Annotated in this window: 14 protein-coding genes and 1 riboswitch; of the genes, 4 read left to right on the forward strand and 10 right to left on the reverse strand. The window is 46.9% G+C overall.

Features of this window, described 5'->3' with window-relative positions; translation table 11 throughout:
* Nucleotides 1–285: 285 nt before the first annotated feature.
* From ACTTHR_RS02660 to ACTTHR_RS02675, 4 genes are read left to right on the forward strand one after another with little or no spacing between them, the layout of a single operon-like run.
* A complete protein-coding gene (locus tag ACTTHR_RS02660; RefSeq protein WP_442605090.1) occupies nt 286–1716 on the forward strand; it encodes a TolC family protein in 1431 nt (476 codons plus the stop codon).
* A gap of 30 nt (nt 1717–1746) precedes the next feature.
* Nucleotides 1747–2802: an efflux RND transporter periplasmic adaptor subunit gene (locus ACTTHR_RS02665; protein ID WP_442605091.1), complete on the forward strand. Its 1056-nt coding sequence runs from the start codon at nt 1747–1749 to the stop codon at nt 2800–2802.
* A gap of 32 nt (nt 2803–2834) precedes the next feature.
* Complete coding sequence (locus ACTTHR_RS02670; RefSeq protein WP_442605092.1) at nt 2835–5963, forward strand: efflux RND transporter permease subunit; 3129 nt, start codon at nt 2835–2837, stop codon at nt 5961–5963.
* A gap of 4 nt (nt 5964–5967) precedes the next feature.
* Nucleotides 5968–6270 (forward strand): PG0541 family transporter-associated protein, encoded by a 303-nt coding sequence (locus ACTTHR_RS02675; protein WP_442605093.1) that lies wholly within the window; start codon nt 5968–5970, stop codon nt 6268–6270.
* Nucleotides 6271–6542: 272 nt separating this feature from the next.
* On the opposite strand, the gene ACTTHR_RS02680 is transcribed toward ACTTHR_RS02675, so the two are convergent.
* The 10 genes from ACTTHR_RS02680 to ACTTHR_RS02725 form a co-directional block, all read right to left on the reverse strand.
* A complete protein-coding gene (locus ACTTHR_RS02680) occupies nt 6543–7259 on the reverse strand; it encodes a transglutaminase-like domain-containing protein (RefSeq protein ID WP_442605094.1) in 717 nt (238 codons plus the stop codon).
* 491 nt (nt 7260–7750) lie between these two features.
* Nucleotides 7751–9652: an InlB B-repeat-containing protein gene (locus ACTTHR_RS02685; protein WP_442605095.1), complete on the reverse strand. Its 1902-nt coding sequence runs from the start codon at nt 9650–9652 to the stop codon at nt 7751–7753.
* 183 nt (nt 9653–9835) lie between these two features.
* On the reverse strand, nt 9836–10042 hold the full coding sequence (locus tag ACTTHR_RS02690; protein ID WP_281676081.1) for a hypothetical protein: 207 nt from the start codon (nt 10040–10042) through the stop codon (nt 9836–9838).
* A gap of 865 nt (nt 10043–10907) precedes the next feature.
* On the reverse strand, nt 10908–12266 hold the full coding sequence (locus ACTTHR_RS02695) for an aldehyde dehydrogenase family protein (protein WP_004333231.1): 1359 nt from the start codon (nt 12264–12266) through the stop codon (nt 10908–10910).
* 49 nt (nt 12267–12315) lie between these two features.
* A complete protein-coding gene (locus ACTTHR_RS02700; RefSeq protein ID WP_004333277.1) occupies nt 12316–13431 on the reverse strand; it encodes a 4-hydroxybutyrate dehydrogenase in 1116 nt (371 codons plus the stop codon).
* 8 nt (nt 13432–13439) lie between these two features.
* Nucleotides 13440–14729 (reverse strand): acetyl-CoA hydrolase/transferase family protein, encoded by a 1290-nt coding sequence (locus tag ACTTHR_RS02705; RefSeq protein ID WP_311140531.1) that lies wholly within the window; start codon nt 14727–14729, stop codon nt 13440–13442.
* An 80-nt stretch (nt 14730–14809) separates the two neighbouring features.
* Nucleotides 14810–15124: a NifU family protein gene (locus ACTTHR_RS02710; RefSeq protein ID WP_442605096.1), complete on the reverse strand. Its 315-nt coding sequence runs from the start codon at nt 15122–15124 to the stop codon at nt 14810–14812.
* Nucleotides 15125–15147: 23 nt separating this feature from the next.
* Complete coding sequence (locus ACTTHR_RS02715; RefSeq protein WP_040580609.1) at nt 15148–16620, reverse strand: 4-hydroxyphenylacetate 3-hydroxylase family protein; 1473 nt, start codon at nt 16618–16620, stop codon at nt 15148–15150.
* A gap of 580 nt (nt 16621–17200) precedes the next feature.
* Nucleotides 17201–17399: riboswitch (cobalamin riboswitch) on the reverse strand.
* Between the two features lie 202 nt (nt 17400–17601).
* Complete coding sequence (zupT, locus tag ACTTHR_RS02720) at nt 17602–18423, reverse strand: zinc transporter ZupT (protein WP_442605097.1); 822 nt, start codon at nt 18421–18423, stop codon at nt 17602–17604.
* A 29-nt stretch (nt 18424–18452) separates the two neighbouring features.
* On the reverse strand, nt 18453–19028 hold a 576-nt coding region (locus tag ACTTHR_RS02725; protein WP_442605098.1), incomplete at its 5' end, for a nitrilase-related carbon-nitrogen hydrolase.

Below are 19028 nucleotides of genomic sequence, written 5' to 3' on the forward strand. Positions count from 1 at the left end.
GCATTCTTTTTTGCTAATTACGCTTTTCATCTTGGTGATTATAGTACGAATATATACCTTTGTGGGCAGGAAAAAGATGATATGTAATTAAACCTTGCCCTATTATCTCCCTCCAATAGAGAGTATGCAATGTGCTAGCGCTACTCTAAAAGAGAGGATAAGAGGCATGTTGAGCGGAGATGAACCATTCCTTATTCAGTTGCTCTACGATGGAGATTGTAGGGAGATTGGCTGGATTTCCTCTCCGGAAAGAAATAGAATAATACGATATTAGAGATAGAGTTTATGAAGCATCGAACTGTGATCAAAGCCTCTCTTGCCCTGCTTTTGATGGGAGGAGCAACGTGGAGGCTGTGTGCTATAGAGGACTATCGGCCCTCAGTTACCGACACCCTTACGAGTCCTACCCCTCTCCCTGCATCCATCACTATTGATGATGCGGTGCGCATCGCTCTTACCGAGAGCACGAGTGTGCTGGTGGGAGATATGGCAGTGCAAAAGGAGCGATACACCTATAAGAGTGCGGTAGCTCAGTTGTACCCGAGTATTAATTTGCAGGGTTCTTATGGGTATACCATTAAGAAGCAAGTTATGTACCTCGATGGTTTTCCCGGAGCACCCTCTATGCCTGGGGCTTCTGCAGGGATTGAAATTGGTCGTACGCACAACATCCAAGGGGGGCTTAGTTTGGCTCTTCCTGTAGTGAATGCTTCCCTATGGAAAAGCGTAAGTATCAGCAAAGAGAATCTTCAACTCGCTCTAGAGAAATCTCAAACCTCTCGACTAAATAAAGTGGCCGAGGTGCGCAAGGCTTTCTTGCAGGCCCTTTTGGCAGAAGATAGCTACGAGGTGCTCAAGAAAAGCTACGCCAATGCTCAGCGAAACTATCAGTTGGTGGAGAATAACTTCAAGCAAGGACTTGTAGCTCAGTATGATCTATTGAGAAGCGAAGTGCAGATGAAAAATCTTGAGCCCAACGTGTTGCAAGCCGACGATGCTCGCCGCATGGCTCGCCGTTCGCTTCTTATTCTTATGGGATTATCTCCCGAAACCGAAATTTCACTCCGTGGCTCTCTCACAGATTTTGCTCCGGAAGTGCTCCAGCAGTACGTGGAAGCGGAGCAGAATCCCCTTGAGGGCAATGCAACTCTACGCGAGCTAGCTATTCAGCGCAACTTGGTAAACCATGCTACGGAGCTTAAAAAACTTGCTTTTTTACCTACGCTCAATCTCTCCGGGTCCTATACATACTCTTTTGCTAGCAACGATCTAAAGTTGAATAATAACAAACTTTGGACACCCCATTCCATGGTCTCTCTTTCGCTTTCGTTCCCTGTATTTACGGGGGGACGACGCATTTTCGACCTCAAGGGGCAGAAGATTGCCTTGATGCAGTTTGACCTCAATGCTCGTGATGCTGAGCGTCAAGTCTCCACCGCCTACGAAGAGGCGAAAGATCGTTTGCGTAGGGCAGCTCGTACTTATAGCGTAAGCGAAGGGGCTGTCTCCACGGCAGAGCGTGGGTACACCATCGCCGAGAAGCGTTTTGAGACAGGCGAAGGTACCTTGCTAGAGGTAAATGATGCCGATTTGTCTTTGTTGCAAGCTCGGCTTAACTACCACCAGAGTATCTACAACTTCTTGGTGGCACGCTGCGACCTCGACCTCCTAACGGGTAAAGGAGTGCCCGAAGAAACTCCTACTCAACAAAAGTAATAAGACGAACCTTTTTTCGATATAACTAGTATGAATCCGATCTCTTCTTTCCGTGCGAAGTGCGCACTTCTCTCTTTGGGAGCTATGCTTTTGGTTGCTCCCTCTTGCTCCAAGAACTCAAAGTCTAAAAAGGACAATCAAGATAGCACACAAGTAGCTGTGGAAACAGCCGTTGTACAACAAGGGACTATAGAAAACATTGGAAGTTTTACAGCTTCTGTGCAAGCCCAGGCAACGAACGAGATTGTCCCTCAAACGGGAGGACGTATCCGCCAAATCAAAGCAGAAGTGGGGCAGCAGGTAAGTCGTGGTCAGGTTTTGGCTGTGATGGACAATAGTCAGCTTTCGCAGGCAGAGGTGCAACTTGCCGATGCTAAGCTAGCCTACACCCGCACCGATGAGCTATACAAGGTAGGAGGAGTGAGCAAGGCTCAGTGGGATGCTCGTAAAAGTGCCCTCGCTGTAGCCGAGACTGCGCACCGCAATTTACAGGAGAATACCTATCTTAGAAGCCCTATCTCTGGTGTGGTTACAAAGCGTAATTATGATGCCGGAGACATGTGTTCTCCCTCTCTTCCCATATTTGTGGTGGAGCAGATCTCACCGGTAAAACTCCTGATCAACGTCTCCGAGCGATATTATACCCAAGTAAAGAAGGGGATGCCGGCACGAGTGCACGTAGACGCATTGGGTGCAGACGAAGTTTTTGAAGGCAAGATCGCCCTCATCCATCCTACGCTCAATGCTCAGACGCATACCTTCGATGTTGAGGTAGAAATACCCAATAAGGATCAGAAGTTGCGCCCCGGTATGTATGCCAATGTAGAGATAGATTTTGGACAAGCTACCGCTGTAATGGTATCGGATAGAGCTGTTGTGAAAACGCCCGGCAGTGGAGAATATTACGTCTACATGTTGGAGAATGGAAAGGCAGTGCGTACTATAGTAAAGGTCGGCCGTCAGGTAGAAGATCAATACGAGATTATTTCCGGTTTGACTCCCGGTACTATGGTGATTACCGAGGGAGCACAGGTAGTGCGTAATGGCGAGCAGGTAAAAGTGGTGAAGAAAGCTTCATCCAAATAACATCCTCCTTATTAAACCCAAATAGAGTAGCTATGAGTATATATAGTGCTGCCGTAAAGAAGCCGATTACCACGATACTTGTGTTCGTGGCCTTGGCTATCTTAGGTATATTCTCTTTGCAGAAGTTGCCTATCGACCTCTATCCAAAGATCGAGACCAACAACATTATTGTCTTGACCTCCTACCCTGGCGCAGGACCACAAGATGTGGAGGCAAACGTTACCGAACCTATCGAAAATGTCCTCAACGGTATTGCCAATCAGAAGCATATTACGAGTGAGAGTCGTGAGAATGTTTCTATGATAACCGTTGAGTTTAATGAGGGTACGGACATGGAGAGTGCCACCAACGACATTCGCGACAAACTCGGTCTTTTGAGCGAAACTTTGCCTGATGGGGCGCACGATCCTATGCTCTTTAAGTTCGGAGTAGACGATATCCCCGTACAGATTTTGGTAGCCACAGCTCGGGAGAGTACTCCGGGGCTGGACAAGATACTAGAGGATAAGGTACTGAACGTGCTTGGGCGTATTGATGGTGTAGGGAGTGTGTCTTCCTCGGGTACCGTAAAACGTCAGATACAAGTTTACTGCGATCCCTCCGCCTTGGAGGCTTATGGGCTTACTATCCAGCAGATCAGTGCGATTATTCGTGCCGAGAATAGCAATGTACCGGCAGGGCAAATCAGTATAGGGAATGCGACCAATTCAATCCGCGTACAAGGCGAATTTGCAGAGCCGCGCGACCTCGAGAATATTGTCGTACTAAGCCGTATGGGACAGAATGTCTACCTGCGAGATGTGGCTCGTGTAGAGGACACCGTTGCCGAACAAATGCAGGAGGCTTACCTCAATGGAGAGCGAAGTGCTGCCATTATTGTAAACAAACAGAGTGGGGCTAACTCCGTAGAAATCTCTCGCAAAGTGGCAGAAGCATTGCCTAAGATCCAGGAGACACTCCCAAGCGACGTTGAGATATTCTCGGTGGTTAATACCTCTCGATCTATTGTCAATACCATCTCAAGTTTGGGAGAGACTATCCTTATCACCTTTGCGGTGGTTATGCTGGTTGTCTTCCTCTTCCTTGGGCGTTGGCGTGCTACCATTATCATTATTCTTACCATCCCTATCTCCCTGGTAGGTTCGTTTATCTACCTTATGCTTACGGGGAATACGCTCAATATTATCTCAATGAGTTCGCTCTCCATTGCTATTGGTATGGTGGTGGACGACGCTATCGTGGTATTGGAGAATATTACGACCCATATAGAGAGAGGGAGTTACCCCAAGCAGGCAGCCGTACATGCTACCAACGAGGTGGCGATATCCGTGTTTGCCTCTACCCTCACCATGCTTGCCGTCTTCTTGCCTCTTACTATGGTAGGCGGGGTGACAGGGATCATGTTCCGCCAATTGGGTTGGATTGTAAGCATTATTATGATCGTCTCCACCATTTGTGCGGTATTACTTACGCCTACGCTTTGTGCCCATTGGCTCCGTAGACGAGACACCAGCAAGCAAAAACCCAACGTCTTGGTTGTATGGATGGAGAAACTACTAGGGAAGATAGAAGACCACTATGTAAGGTTGCTTCGTCTTACTCTAGCTCATCGCACACTTACGGTACTCGTTGCCATCGGTATTTTTGCGGGTAGTATTGCTCTTGGTTCTTTCATCAATACCGACTTTATGCCCAAGAGTGATAGTAATGCTGCTACGGTACGTATAGACCTTCCTGTGGGGACAAATGTCAATATCGCTCGGGAGGTGGGGCTTGATATCTCCCGGATTTGGAAAGAAAAGTATCCCGAAATGGTCAGTTGTAGCTTTACCGTGGGGCAAGCCGATGCTAGCAATACTTTTGCTACGTTCACGGGGAGTGGAAATAATATCATCCGTTACAACATTGGCTTTTTGGACGCAGGAGATCGTAAGCGTTCTATCTACGAACTTGCCGATATGATGCGTGCTGACCTTGATAATTATCCCGGTCTTAAATCTTATGTGGTCACTCCGGGAGGTGGCGGAGGTAACTTTGGGGGACAAACAGCAGTCTCGGTAGAATTGTATGGGTATGACTTTGAAAAGTCTAATAAGGCAGCACAGCAAGTGACTGAAGCCCTTCTCAAAAAACCCTCTTGTTCCGAAGTTAATAGTGACCGCAACGAGGATATGCCCGAGTACTACATGGAGTTCGACCGTAGAAAACTAGCCGAGCACGGACTCACCATGGCTACGGCTGCCGGTTATATATCGAGCAGTGTAACGGGTAGTCTTGCATCCCACTTTAGAGAAGATGGAAATGAATATGAGATACGAGTTCGCCTAGCTCCCGAGCACAGGCGCTCTCTCGAAGACCTCAAGAATATACTCGTAGCCACACCCTCCGGTCAGTCCGTACGTTTGGGCGATTTGGGCACGTTCCGCGAGTATTATACGCCGCCTACGATTAAACGTAAAGACCGAGAACGTGTGATTACGCTCTCTACGGTAGCTGCAAGTGGTGTTGCACTCTCTGAGTTGGTAAAGGATGCCAATGAGGTAATGAGTAGCATAGATCTCCCTCAGGGTATAACCTACAAGCTTGCCGGGAGCTACGAGCAGCAACAAGAGTCGTTTACAGATCTTACTGTATTGCTTGTGCTGATTCTCATCCTAGTGTACATCGTAATGGCAGCTCAGTTTGAGAGCCTTCTCGATCCCTTTGTTATTATGTTCTCTGTGCCTTTTGCCTTTACGGGGGTAATACTCGGCTTGGTACTCACAGGGGTATCCCTTAGCTTGATCGCCTTTATCGGTGCAATTATGTTGGTGGGTATCGTGGTGAAAAACGGGATTGTACTTATCGACTACACCCGCCTTGGTAGAGAGCGAGGGCACAGTGTGCGCCGGTCTATTTTGATTGCAGGTCGCTCTCGTTTGCGTCCTGTGCTGATGACAACGCTCACCACCGTACTTGGTATGGTACCGATGGCTATTGGTATTGGCGAAGGTAGCGAGATGTGGCAACCCATGGGGGTAACCGTGGCTTTCGGGCTTACCATCTCTACCTTTGTAACTCTCGTACTTATCCCCACTATATACGCTTCATTTACAGGACGAGAAATAAAAAGAGATCGTCGTCGCTTATACAAAGAACTAAAGAACAAAGCTAATTCGTGAGCCTATGAATCCCGATAAGATTATTTTCATCAGCTTCAACCAAGCTCTGCATGGGCTTGTCATACGACTTCTGGAGCGACACAATCTTCGAGGCTATACCCAATGGGACGAAATCCGAGGAGTGGGCTCTCGTGGAGGAGAACCTCACCAAGGTTCCCATGCTTGGCCTACGCTCAATGGAGCCTTGTTGGTAGCTTGTCCGGGTGCGGTTGTACCCACCATTCTGGAAGAACTACACGCCCTCGATGAAAGCCAACCGCTACAAGGGCTACGAGCTTTTGTCTGGAATGTAGAGGATTCCATCTAAACCTCCTCTGGATCGTCGTTATTTAAGGGAATTGCTTAAACCCAAGCTAACAAAAATAGGGCTGACTTCTCTCTCAAGGAAGTCAGCCCTTCTATTATGACTTCTAACCGATCGAAAACATTTACCAGATAGTAATAAAATAAAAAGGAATCGGGGTTGTGGGCAAATCCACAACCCCGACTTCAATAGAGGGAGAATAGCAAAGAAATCATATCCTTCGGGGATTCGTCCATTTCTCTTCTTGCTACACAACGCTGTTGTAAAGTCATGCATCATATTTCTTTTGCTCTTCTCTTGTTTCTTATTTTCTTCACATTGCGATTCATCAGATGTCTCCCCAAATAACGATATGCCAACTTTCTAAATCCGGAAATTTCCTGCCGGTGCTCTTTTAGCAGGCTATCGGGAGAATCATAAACTCCCAAGTCCTGATTGATCCCTTCGCTCTGGATGTATGTATTATTCCTATTGAAGTCTATTATGGGATGTTCGAAGTCCGCAACGGCAATTCCATATCCACAAAAAGCCCCTCTGCAATCCACATATATTTTCTGTAGTTGGTCAAGATAAGCCCTATCTAAAATAAAGGCTTCGAGTTCGTACCATGTCTCTTCAAAATATATTTCGACCCAACTGTGCAAGATACAATCGGGGGCCTTTCGATAGACAAACCCCGTCATCACTCCTTTTTGGAGTCTCTTATCTATCGTAAAACCATGAATCCTACATGGGATATGGCAAGCCCGAAGAAGAGCCATAAACAATATCCCCTTTGTATTGCACTGTCCGTAACCATCGGATAGCACTTTGGATGCAGAGATATTGTCGTCAATATTATATCCGAATAGGATATCGTCGCGAACGAACTCGTATATGGACTTGATTCGCTCAAACTCTGGGGACTCTATCCATCTACGATCTTCCACCAATTTTTGTATTGATGAGTCCGAGAAATTGAGCAGAGGAGTCTCCCTCAAATATTTTTCCATTTACACAATCGAATTGTCCTTCATCATTCCCAAAACCACATCACCGCTGTTACCCCCACAAATGAAGGCTTCAAAACTATGGCTCGAAAACTTCGACCAATCAGTAACGCAACTAGTTCACTAACGAGTCTCCTCTCTTTTTTATTCCATAAAGATTTAGCATTGGTATTACATCAATCATTCCTGCTATAAATCCAATAGCAGCCCCAACTAAAAGTCCTTTCATCGCTTTTTACATCTACATATCCTCCTACTGCTCCATCTCCCGAAGTTGGAAGGTTTCACTTACGGGGGAGATCTCTTGAGTTGACAACGCAAATATACTCGTTTTAGTTACAAGGTGCTGCTCCTCAAGATGTAAAAACAAAGGAGTCGGGGTTGTGGGCAAATCCACAACCCCGACTCCGATAAAGGGAGAGAAGAGTGGCAAGGGAAGCTTCCCCAAGGGAAAAGGCAGCCCTCACCCTCTCTCCTCTCTGAGTCAATAGAATTTATTTCGTAACAAGTAAAACCATCGTTGTCTCGCCACTCTTCACGAAGTACTTGCCGGCGGCTACACCTGCAAGGTCGAGACGTGCTACGCCTGCTTCATCAGCTACTATACGAAGCACCTCTACACCATCGATCGAGAAGACCTGTACCATAGCACCCGGCTCTACACCCGAGAGAGTTGTAGTTTCTTCCGCAGGATTCGGATAAAGGATTACCCCCGTACTAGCTACATCCTCCAACGCAGTGTCTTTCTTAAAGGTAGCCTTTACCGTAGTTTCCCTCTCCACAAAAAACTTCTTTGTAGCTGTGATATCCAAACTATTTGCCGTAAGTTTGTCAAGCATATAGCCTTGATTTGGTGTCACCTCTACTGTAAGCTCCGTATTATAAGGAACATTCTTTAGATCACCATAACCTTTGATCTTAATCTTACCATTCTGAGGAGTTTGAGCCGTTACAGCAAAGGTAGGAGCTTTGCCCTTCTGAATCCTACATCTAACATCCTTAAGAGGCTCGCCATTAAGCTTGATGGTTCCATCCTTCACTACAGCACCAAAAGGCATGGCAATGTAAGCATCCTCAATCACCAACGTCTTAAATCCTTCGATCAAAACACCCTTTGTACTAAGCTCTGCATTAAGGTTTTTCAAAACCATCCTTTTGTCACCCCCAGTGGCGCAAATACAGCTTCTTGCATAGTTCTCTACCTCAAGGTCGATATCTTTGATCAAAAGTTCTCCTTTTTTAGTATCATCACAAATCCCTGGTAGAAACATATTATTCATCATGGTAGGATATATCTTGAGAGAGGCTCTCTCAGTGATTCCCATAATCGTCGGGCTGGAATGGTCTTTTGTTGTGATAGCCGCATTTCCTGGGATTACACCCACCTTATTTGCTCCTTTACATTTAATTGTCAAAGGCTTAGAAGGATGATAAGAGAAAACCCCATGAGGAATAGCGGCATTATCAAGGGTCAACGAGTGATTCTTAGCATCGTATTCCACACTTCCGGAGGTGATAACAGTGGAGTATTTTTCGGGGGTCAAAACAACTCTAGATCTGCGTAACTTCAAGTTCCCAATCCGGATGGGATAATAGGGGGAGAGCATAACCCAGTGTGACTTTACAGCAGTTCCGGCATCATCCCCAGAAGCATACACGATACTCCCTCTCTCATACTTCAACGGACGTTCAGGATGAAGAGCAGTCAGAGCATACGTTGTGCTCTTGTTGATATCCACCCAGTCTCCATCCTCCTCTACTTCGATGTAGTCTCCGATGGATGTAATAGAGGGTTGAGTACTCCAAACATCCATCTCACCCCCATTTTGGAGCCTTATTCCTACCTCGGAACCATCCCCTTCACCCCTGATTCCATAATAAGCAGTAGCAATCTGTACATAACAATTGTCTACATACATATCCTTCTTATTTCCAATAAGAATCCCAGTAGAACCTTCTCTCGTAATTTCGATGGTCAAATAGGCTTTCTCCCCCTTTCCCATAATCCGGAAAGGAGAGGAAGGTTTACCTAGACAGGCTATCGCAGAAAATGTCGATTCAGCCCCCTCTAACGTACAGCTTCCCTCTATTTCTATCTTAAAATCAGGGATATCCACTGCGTAGAAAGAGCGTACATCCATGTTACTTTCAAGGTTTTTAACGTGAAGGATCTTGGTTTTATGATCCCAAGACCAATATCCGTTCCAATTCTCTTCACTCTCTAGATCGTATCCAGAATGGCTCTCCGAAGCACTGTTGTTGAGCGGATTATCAATCTTCTTCCCTAACACCCAAAGATTTTGTGCCGAAGCGGTGTAGGAAATTGCTACTAGCCCTAGTACTGATAGGGCTACGGAGGCTACGTATAGCCATCCTCTGTGTACCATTTTTTTCATGTCGTTGTTCGATTTATGTCTTGATTTTCTTTCCCCTTTTGTTTCTCTTTTTCCTTTTAGTTAAAGAGAGGGGAGTAGGCAAGACTAGTTTCACTTTCCTTTTTAGGTTTACTTTTCTGTGTTACTACTAGATTCTATTGTTTGTCCATTTGATTTTGTTCTATATAAGAAAGCAAGATGATCTCAAGCTGTAGTCAAGAAGAGAGCAGGGAGCAAGCCCAAGATTGCTCGTCGTAGCTGTGGCTTGCTTTCCCGTTGCCCCTCTTCACGCCGGGCGAACTTCGCATTGACCTTCTCATACACAATGGAGAGAAGCTCCATGCAGTTTTCATGGATTCTAAGGTTTTCCGCCCGACGCTCTCCGGAACGATTTGTGCTTTTCTTTATCATATGGCCTCCTAACTTTTACTTATAAATAGGCGACTCGTTTTCTTCTATTCTGGTTCGTACCCCTACGACGACGAACCCTGTTTTCTTGGAGGCAAAGGTAGGGTACTTTCACGAATAAAATCTTGCAAAATCGGTCAAAAACATTGCAAAATCTTGCATTCTTTCATTCTGACCTTTTTCACGGAATTAATCTAAAAACGCCCATAAATTTACTGTTTAACAACCGATTAGCAGTGACAGGTTTAATGGATTTTAGACACTAAGAGAGAGCATCCCTTCCCGAGAATCAAAACTATCCTCTTGCAGAATGAAAAGAGTTTTGAGGTGTGTGAGACGAAGGAATTGCCCAAGAGAAAGAGAGTAGCTATAGGATGATTTCCCCTTCTCCCTCTTTAAGAGAACCCCCATAACAAAAGAACCTTCAGGTGAAAACTTTTCTATTACCACCTAGAACAGACTCCCGATTCCGGCTGAAAAATAAAAAAGTTTTGGGCAGCATCGGGATTATTTTCAGCTAAAAGGAGCCGGACTTACAGGCTGGTTTTCTCACTCCTCTCCCCTCTTGGCGAAAAAAAGATATTCCTATAGTGATACCTCATCAAGGGAGAGGTCAGCATCATAGGGCATTCAAAAGAGGAGGCTCTTGCCCTACGATAAAACAAGTTTCCCACAATAAATCCACTATAAGTCTCAGCCTATAACACACCTCCATGAGTCCGTTGGGGACTATTCTTTCGAGCCCCTCACTTTTGGATACACAACCAAAAAAAGAGGAAGCCACCCCCAGAAAAGGAGCGACTTCCTCTATAATGTAGGAGGAGTAAGACTCTAGATCACCCCCCCTATTCTCTACATTGAGAATATCTTAGAGTTCCCAAATTTCTTGGTCGTTGGGCACCTTGATCGCAGGGTTCAGAGGAGCGATGCGAGAGATATTCATAAGGTGCTTGTAGGTAAAGTTCTCAGAAATTGAGTTGTTACCCCAAGAACCGCAACCCAACGTATTGGTTACGTTAAGACCATTCTGGATGTGACCACCGGCCGTTGTTGCACTAGGAGCGTTAACAACGATACGAGAAACCGTAGCCTTAGACCCTGTAAGGATGATGTGAGCTTGGTTGTTTGAGTGGATGGCACAAGAGTGACCGTTACCTTCGTTAGCAAGGTTGCGGCATGCAATATCCACACCTTCTTCGAAGTGCTTGTAGCTGAGTGCGCACATTACAGGGCACATCTTTTCGCGGCAGATTACATCTTCTTCGCCAACGCCGTTAGCTTCTACGATGATTACACGAGAACCTTCGGGTACGTTGATGCCAGCCATCTTAGCGATCTTCTGAACACCTTGACCTACAACGTCCTTGTTGATAGGACCGCCGTTTTGGAAGAGAAGATCACGCATCTTCTTACCTTCTTCTTCTGTACAGATGTAAGCACCACGCTTGCGGAGAGCTGCAAAAACAGCATCCTTGTCAGCTTCGTTGTAGATAACGCTTTGCTCACCGGTGCAGATGATACCATTGTCGTAAGAACGACCATAGATAACCTTTTCTGCAGCATCTTCAAAGTCGATATCGCTGTCGAAGATAACCTGTACGTTACCGGCACCTACACCATAAGAGGGTTTACCGCTAGAGTAGGCGCTCTTAACCATAGCCATACCACCGGTAGCAACTACTACGTCTACAGCACCCATAAGCTGCTGAGTCATTTCGATGCTGGGCTCTTCAATTACTTGTACCATACCTTCGGGTACGTTGAAAGGCTTAATAGCTTCGAGGATGAGATCAACGGCGTGCTTAGAGCATTTCTTAGAACGGGGGTGCGGAGAGATAATGATGGCGTTGCAAGTCTTCAATGCAAAGATGATGTTACTCATAGGAGTAACGATAGGGTTGGTAGTAGGAGTAACAGCACCAACTACACCCATAGGCTTAGCGATCTCAATCATACCCGTACGTTCGTCGATGTTGAGAATGCCTACCGACTTCTTATCGTGAAGATTGTACCAAACACCCTTAGACTTACCACGATTCTTAGACACCTTGTCTTCGTAAACACCCATGCCGGTTTCGTCTACAGCCTCGCGAGCAAGCATTTCTGCGTTTTCGTAAATTACCTTAGCAGCAGCACGGCAGATATTGTCTACAGATTGCTGGTTGTGAGTAGCTTGGTACTCCTTTTGGGCCTTGCGAGCAAGAGCCACCATTTCTTTGATTTCCATTGGATTTATTCTATATGTATTGTTTTATGATACGATGGATTATTCCCAATTAAAAGAGACGATTGTAGATACCTTCGATCTCATCTACGCTAAAGGGAACGTAGTTGTTTTTGAGCAAACGTTGCTGAGTAACGAGTACAGACTCGGCAAAGCCACGGCATTCTTCGGGCTTCATACCATACTCCTTGAGGGGCTTACGGCTGATAAGTTGACCGAGCAAGCCATCAAGAGCATCGTACACGTTCTCTACTGTAGAGCCGAGCAACTCTGCCAAGTGTGCCTCTAGAGGAGCAATTGCCCCCTTAGGATCCTTAGCGTGATAGAGCTTGAATACTTCGGTAAAGAACTGATAGTTAGCTTCCCCGTGGGGCACGTGGTAGTTACCTCCCAAGGGATAAGAGAGAGCGTGTACAGCACCTACTCCGGCATTACCAAAGGCAATACCTGCCATGTTGGCAGCGATAAGCATATCGGCAGCGTACTTGTGACGTTCTTCGGGAGAGGTAGCAGCGATCTTCTTGAATACATCAATAATGGTATCCATTGCAGCAACGCTGAATACACGTGTATAGGGATTGCATTTGGGCGATACGTAAGACTCCACAGCGTGGATGAGGGCATCAATAGACGAAGCTGCATAGAAGCGGAAAGGCAACCCGGCAAGAAGCTCAGGAATAATAACAGCATCATCAGCCACAATCACGTCATCAGCAAGACCCATCTTAGTGTGGCGCGACTTGATCTCTGCAATAGAAATATTGGTTACTTCGCTACCGGTACCGCAAGTTGTAGGGATAATAACGAGCTGACGATCCTTGATCAAAGGGATCTTGTGGTCAAAAGCATCCATTACATCAGTAAGGTCTTTGATTACAAAGAGCTTAGCGATGTCGATAACCGTACCACCACCAATGGCGATTACACGGCGGAAAGAAGCACCACCGAGGTCGCGGAGGATGCTATTCATCATCTCATCGGAGGGTTCTCCCTGGCCATACTTCTCCTGCATTACAAAGCGGCAGGGGAGACCAAGTTTCTCCATAAAAGGTTGGTAAATGAACTCGTTAGTCAATACGAGGTCGTGCTCATTGAGCTCAAAATCCTTTGCAAACTCGGCAAAAGTTTCCGAGCGATGCAACTTAGTGCTTAGCTTAAATAATTGCATGGATTGGTTTATTTTGAAGGGAAACGTTTATTAAATTCTTCGAGGAGTTGAGGACGGAAATCGGGATGTGCAATAGAGATAAGAGCTTCGGCACGCTCGCGAAGACTCTTTCCTTTGAGCTTAGCAGCCCCAAACTCTGTCACTACATAGTCTACGTCGTTACGAGAAGTCGTAACAGCGGCTCCCTCAGCAAGGAGAGGAACAATGCGGGATACTTTACCCTTAGCAGCTGTAGAAGGCATAGCCATAATGCTGACACCGTGACCAGACATAGAGGCACCACGTACGTAGTCTACCTGACCACCTGTACCACTGAATTGCTTGTAACCGATGGTTTCGCTAGCTACCTGACCCATAAGGTCTACCTCAATACAGCTATTGATGCTGACCATACGATCAAAATTCATTACCGTAACGGGGTCGTTAACCCAGTTCACAGGCGCAAGACGTACATCGGGATTGTTATTAACAAAGTCATAGAGATCTTTGCTACCCATTAGGAAGGTAGCCGTAAGCTTACCGTTGTCGATCTCTTTTTTCTTACCCGTAATCACACCGGCACGCACGAGCTCCAACACTCCATCTGAGAACATTTCGGTATGGATCCCAAGGTCTTTCTTATCCTTGAGGAAGAGGAGTACAGCATCGGGGATAGCACCAATACCCAACTGAAGAGTATCGCCATCTTGTACAAGATGTGCTACATTATCCCCAATAGCTTTCTCTACATCGCCAATCGTGGGGAGGGCTATTTCGTAGAGAGGATAGTCTGCCTCTACGATATAGTCGAGCTTAGATACATGGATAAGGTTGTCGCCATGAACAAAAGGCATCTGCTTATTCATTTCGGCAATCACGACCTTAGCGCATTCGGCTGCCGGCTTGGTATAGTCGCAAGATACCCCATAACTGCAATATCCCTCTTCGTTGGGTTCGGAAACATGCACTACAGCCACATCTACCGGTATCGCACCATTCTCAAACATGCGAGGTACTTGATAGAAGAAAAGGGGAATAAAATCAGCACGCCCATCGGCAAGAGCTTGACGCGTATTGCCACCAACAAAGTTGGTTACATGCCTGAAGTGCCCCTCCATCTCCGGTGCGCAATAGGGAGCATCCCCTAGCACCAACATATGGAAAATCTTTACGTCTTGATAGTTTTGGTAATTGTCTGCCAAAGCACGGCTAATAAGCTGAGGAGCTCCTGCGGCGTGCGACAAAACAACGGAATCGCCATTTTTGATGGCACGTATAGCTTCTTGAGCCGATACGACTTTGCTTTTGTACTCTTCCATCGAGGTTATATCTAATGTGGGTTATTCGCTAGTAGTATATGGGGATTGTATTATTTGCTTGTCGGGGATGGGGGACAAAACTATCTATCGTTGCTCTCTTTTTGATGCAACTCACGGAGTATATTGCGAGCCTCTTGGAGCAACTCTTCATCGGTATCCCAGACTAAAATTAGATTGAAAGGAGTATCGGGGAATGCTGCACGCAGCTGACTCATGACAAGGGCATCCATTGTCTCGGTCATAGAGGGACAAGTAGCACAAGCTCCCTTGAAGGCGACACGGATGTCGCCTTCGGGGGAGATGCTACAGAGCTTGACACCACCACCGTGCAGAGCGAGCTGCGGAGCAACTCGTGTCTCTAGCACTTCTTGTACGGCATCAAAATCTAAATTCATAGGATTTACAGGGGTGCTACGGCTTACTTACCGGCAACGTGATCCTTAGAAACATCAACGTGTGCAATCTCACGAGCAAGTTGCTTCTTAGCTTCGAGGTTGCCCTGACGTTGAATCATAATACGTTGAGCCTGGGGAGAACCTGCACCGTGCATAGACTCAGTACGATAGCCAACGGCAGCGGTACCGAGGGTGATGTTTTCGATCAAACGAAGCACGCGCATACGGTTTTCTACGTCTGTACCGGCTGCACCTTGTAGGTATTTGCGAACAACAGGACCGAGCATATCGTCGCGAAGGTCTTGCTCAGCAGGCATTGTAACCATGATACCACCGGCGATATCTTCTGCGAGGCGAGCGATCTCGTAGGGGAGGCGAGTTACGTTTTGCTTGCAGACATTAGCAAGGAGGAGGTCAATGAGGTAGTTACCACTCTTAGTAGGCTTACCTTCTGCAGAGCAAGCAATACCGCAAGCATAAAGGGTCTCATTGAGGTGGATCATCTCGATAAGTTTATCCTTAATGTGCGAAGCCTTGGGTACACCGTTGTAGTCAGCAGCAAGAGCAGCAGCACCAATAAGTACGTCGCCCACACCTACCTTACAACCACCATAAGACTGACGGTGATAACCGGCAAAGCGCTCAACCATCATACCAGCATACTTGTACTCTTGGCACATAAATACGCGTTCGTTGGGGATGAATACGTTGTCGAATACAACAAGAGCTTCGTGACCACCGAAGGTATTGTTACCGAGGTCGATGTCTGCACCCTCTTCCATCTTACGAGTATCGCAGCTCTGGCGACCATAAATCATGATGATACCGGGAGCGTCGCTTTCGATAGCGAAAGAAACAGCGTAAGCCTTATCTTCTTCTTTCATTGCCTGAGTAGGCATGATAAGATGTTCGTGCGAATTCACAGCACCTGTCTGGTGAGCCTTAGCACCACATACTACGATACCATCAGGACGGATCTCTGTAATATGCAAGAACATATCGGGGTCGGGTTGCTGCGAAGGGCTAAGACTGCGGTCTCCCTTGGGGTCGGTCATAGCACCATCTACCACGAGGTCTCTCTCTTGTACCATCTCGAGGTACTTAACGAAACGCTTGTGGTATTCTGTACCGAGCTCTTGGTCCATGTCATAAGTAGTAGAATAGATCGCGTTGAAAGCGTCCATCCCTACACAACGTTGGAAGCAAGCGGCGGTCTTCTGACCCATAAGGCGTTGCATCTTCACCTTCTTAACGAGGTCTCCGGCGTTCTGATGGATATGGCAGAAACGGTTAATCGTCTTACCCGTAATGTTGCTGGTAGCTGTCATTAGCTCCTTATATTCATCCTTCTGTGCAAGCTCATAACTCATAGCAACAGAGTTGAGCGAGGGACGGATAATAGGGTGATCTACGGGGTTTTCAATGCGTTTACCCATGAAGTAAACCTTAAGATCGAGTTTGCGCAAGCTCTCGATGTACTCTTCTCTCGTCATCATAACTTTAATTCCTTTCCTTTTTATTGCCAAGTGCACACCGCCACAAGAAAAGGGAGGCGTACCATCGACTTATATTATAGTTATCTATTTCCAATCCAACACAATCCAACAAAACGATGTAGAGAGGCGGCTAACGTACACTCCTACATATAATATAATAGGTGTATCACAATAGGAGGAGCCGTACAACCATGGTCCTAAGCCATCCTGCAAGTGGTCTTTCACCTCTAATCTTCTTTAGGAAGAAAGAAGAGAAAACCCGTTTCCCAAAAAGAGAAAAGCCCCCTACTTCGCGTATCGAGACAAGCGCACACATTCTCTTTCTCGTCGCCAAGCGGGAGCCGTCATTAGCAGGCAGTGTTTGGTATGAGGGGAAGCACACTTCACGAAGGCACGTCAATACGCGAGTACTTATCGCGCCCCAGCACCACCCCATGTACCCTACACGGAGATCCGACTAGAGCCAAAGCACACATTTTTTTTGCACCTTGCAATGCTCGAAGGAGCTATCCATTTTGGCAAAAGCCCCTCCCTTCTTTATCACCCACCGTCTCCTATTCCCCCGGAATAAGCGGGTTTGTCTCACAAACGAGTTATGGCAGGTCTTCTGACTTCCTCTCCGAGACAGCGTCTTCCCAAGCCTTGTTTGCACTTCGCTAAGTGACCTACTGCCGCCCGGCTTCAAACCGAGGTTACAGCTGTGGGGACAGTCTCGGATTTACACCGAATTCCCTTTTCAAACGCACGACCATGAGGGAGCCTTCGCTCCACTGCTTAGTAATGCCTTCACCATAACTCCTGCAAAGTTAGCACTTCTTTTTTGTTTTGCCAAGTCCATTTGCGCCCTCTTCTACTCCTAGAGATGCTGGAGTTCATACAAAACTCTCAGAATCTCCCCGTCCTATCCTCTTATTATCCCCATTTTTGCCCGAGAGAATAAAATCTTCTTTTCCCAAATAGGGAATCGAATTGAGAGTATGACTACAAAATAAGCAGACTCGCTGCCATCACAGCCATCCCTGCAATGAGGCCATATATAGCTTGGTGGTGCTTTCCATACTCCTCTGCCGCAGGGAGCAATTCGTCCAAAGATATATACACCATGATACCGGCAATGGCGGCAAAAATAATCCCAAAAGTATTATCGGTTAGGAACGGAGCCAACAACAGATACCCAACAATGGCGCCAAGAGGTTCTGCAAGACCCGAGAGGAATGAGAGCCAAAAAGCGCGTTTTCTATTGCCCGTGGCATAAAAGATGGGCACGGAGACGGATATACCTTCGGGGATATTGTGGATAGCAATAGCAAAAGCGATGGGCAAAGCCACCCGATAATCCTGCATCCCGGAGAGAAAAGTCACCATCCCCTCGGGGAAATTATGAATCACCAATATGAGGGCGGTAAAAAGCCCAACACGCAGCAACTTACGCTCCGATACGTTGCGTTCCTTCCCGTGCGACTTGGAGGAGAGCTCCTCCATCCCATGCATTTCGTGCGGATTCTCGCGCTGGGGGATCAATTTGTCAATAAGGGCTATAAATAGGATTCCTCCAAAAAAGGAGAGAGCTGTGTAAAGAGCGGCTAGGCGTGCCGGGTAAAGTTTTTGGAACATCTCCAGCGAAGTAGGGAACATCTCCACAAAGGAGACATACATCATCACTCCTGCCGAGAAACCAAGAGAGACGCACAAAAAGGTAGTGTTTGTCCGCTTAGAAAAGAAGGCAATGGTACTACCAATACCGGTAGCAATACCGGCAAGGAGTGTCAGGAAAAAGGCAAAAAGGACTTGATGATCAAACATACTCTAAACCAGGATACAAGGGCTGTACGTTAGGATTCATCGGCACAACGCTGAGTAAGCGTGCCAAAAGCATCGATCCGCCGATCGCGGAAGAAAGGCCACCAGCGGCGCACATGCTCCGTGCGATCAAGATCGACCTCCACCAAAGCGGTAGCCTCCTCACGCCCCAGTTGTGCCAGAATCTCGCCCTGCTGCCCTGCCACAAAGCTATAGCCCCAGAAGCTGATTCCGCCCGTGCGACCCGAGGGATCCGCCTCGTAGCCGACACGGTTCACCGAGACTACGGGCAGGTTATTGGCGATGGCATGCCCTCGCTGTACCGTACACCACGCCTCACGCTGGCGCTCTTGCTCTTCGGGCGTATCGCTACTCTCTGTCCCAATGGCAGTGGGGTAAATCAAGAGGTCGGCTCCACGCAGAGCCATAGCCCGGGCAGCTTCGGGATACCACTGATCCCAACAAACCAAGACCCCTAGGCGACCCACAGAGGTATCTATCGGGGTGAACCCTAAGTCCCCCGGAGTGAAATAATACTTCTCGTAATAGGCGGGATCGTCGGGGATATGCATCTTACGATATTTGCCTGCAATAGAGCCATCTTTCTC

This window comes from Porphyromonas endodontalis (assembly GCF_052173515.1).
In the GTDB taxonomy this organism is placed as follows: domain Bacteria; phylum Bacteroidota; class Bacteroidia; order Bacteroidales; family Porphyromonadaceae; genus Porphyromonas; species Porphyromonas endodontalis_A.

Bases quoted from the DNA above. Each gene is read 5' to 3' on its own strand.
- ACTTHR_RS02660 (WP_442605090.1), top strand. From the start codon at position 286: ATGAAGCATCGAACTGTGATCAAAGCCTCTCTTGCCCTGCTTTTGATG.
- ACTTHR_RS02665 (WP_442605091.1), top strand. From the start codon at position 1,747: ATGAATCCGATCTCTTCTTTCCGTGCGAAGTGCGCACTTCTCTCTTTG.
- ACTTHR_RS02670 (WP_442605092.1), top strand. From the start codon at position 2,835: ATGAGTATATATAGTGCTGCCGTAAAGAAGCCGATTACCACGATACTT.
- ACTTHR_RS02675 (WP_442605093.1), top strand. From the start codon at position 5,968: ATGAATCCCGATAAGATTATTTTCATCAGCTTCAACCAAGCTCTGCAT.
- ACTTHR_RS02680 (WP_442605094.1), bottom strand. From the start codon at position 7,259: ATGGAAAAATATTTGAGGGAGACTCCTCTGCTCAATTTCTCGGACTCA.
- ACTTHR_RS02685 (WP_442605095.1), bottom strand. From the start codon at position 9,652: ATGAAAAAAATGGTACACAGAGGATGGCTATACGTAGCCTCCGTAGCC.
- ACTTHR_RS02690 (WP_281676081.1), bottom strand. From the start codon at position 10,042: ATGATAAAGAAAAGCACAAATCGTTCCGGAGAGCGTCGGGCGGAAAAC.
- ACTTHR_RS02695 (WP_004333231.1), bottom strand. From the start codon at position 12,266: ATGGAAATCAAAGAAATGGTGGCTCTTGCTCGCAAGGCCCAAAAGGAG.
- ACTTHR_RS02700 (WP_004333277.1), bottom strand. From the start codon at position 13,431: ATGCAATTATTTAAGCTAAGCACTAAGTTGCATCGCTCGGAAACTTTT.
- ACTTHR_RS02705 (WP_311140531.1), bottom strand. From the start codon at position 14,729: ATGGAAGAGTACAAAAGCAAAGTCGTATCGGCTCAAGAAGCTATACGT.
- ACTTHR_RS02710 (WP_442605096.1), bottom strand. From the start codon at position 15,124: ATGAATTTAGATTTTGATGCCGTACAAGAAGTGCTAGAGACACGAGTT.
- ACTTHR_RS02715 (WP_040580609.1), bottom strand. From the start codon at position 16,620: ATGATGACGAGAGAAGAGTACATCGAGAGCTTGCGCAAACTCGATCTT.
- zupT (WP_442605097.1), bottom strand. From the start codon at position 18,423: ATGTTTGATCATCAAGTCCTTTTTGCCTTTTTCCTGACACTCCTTGCC.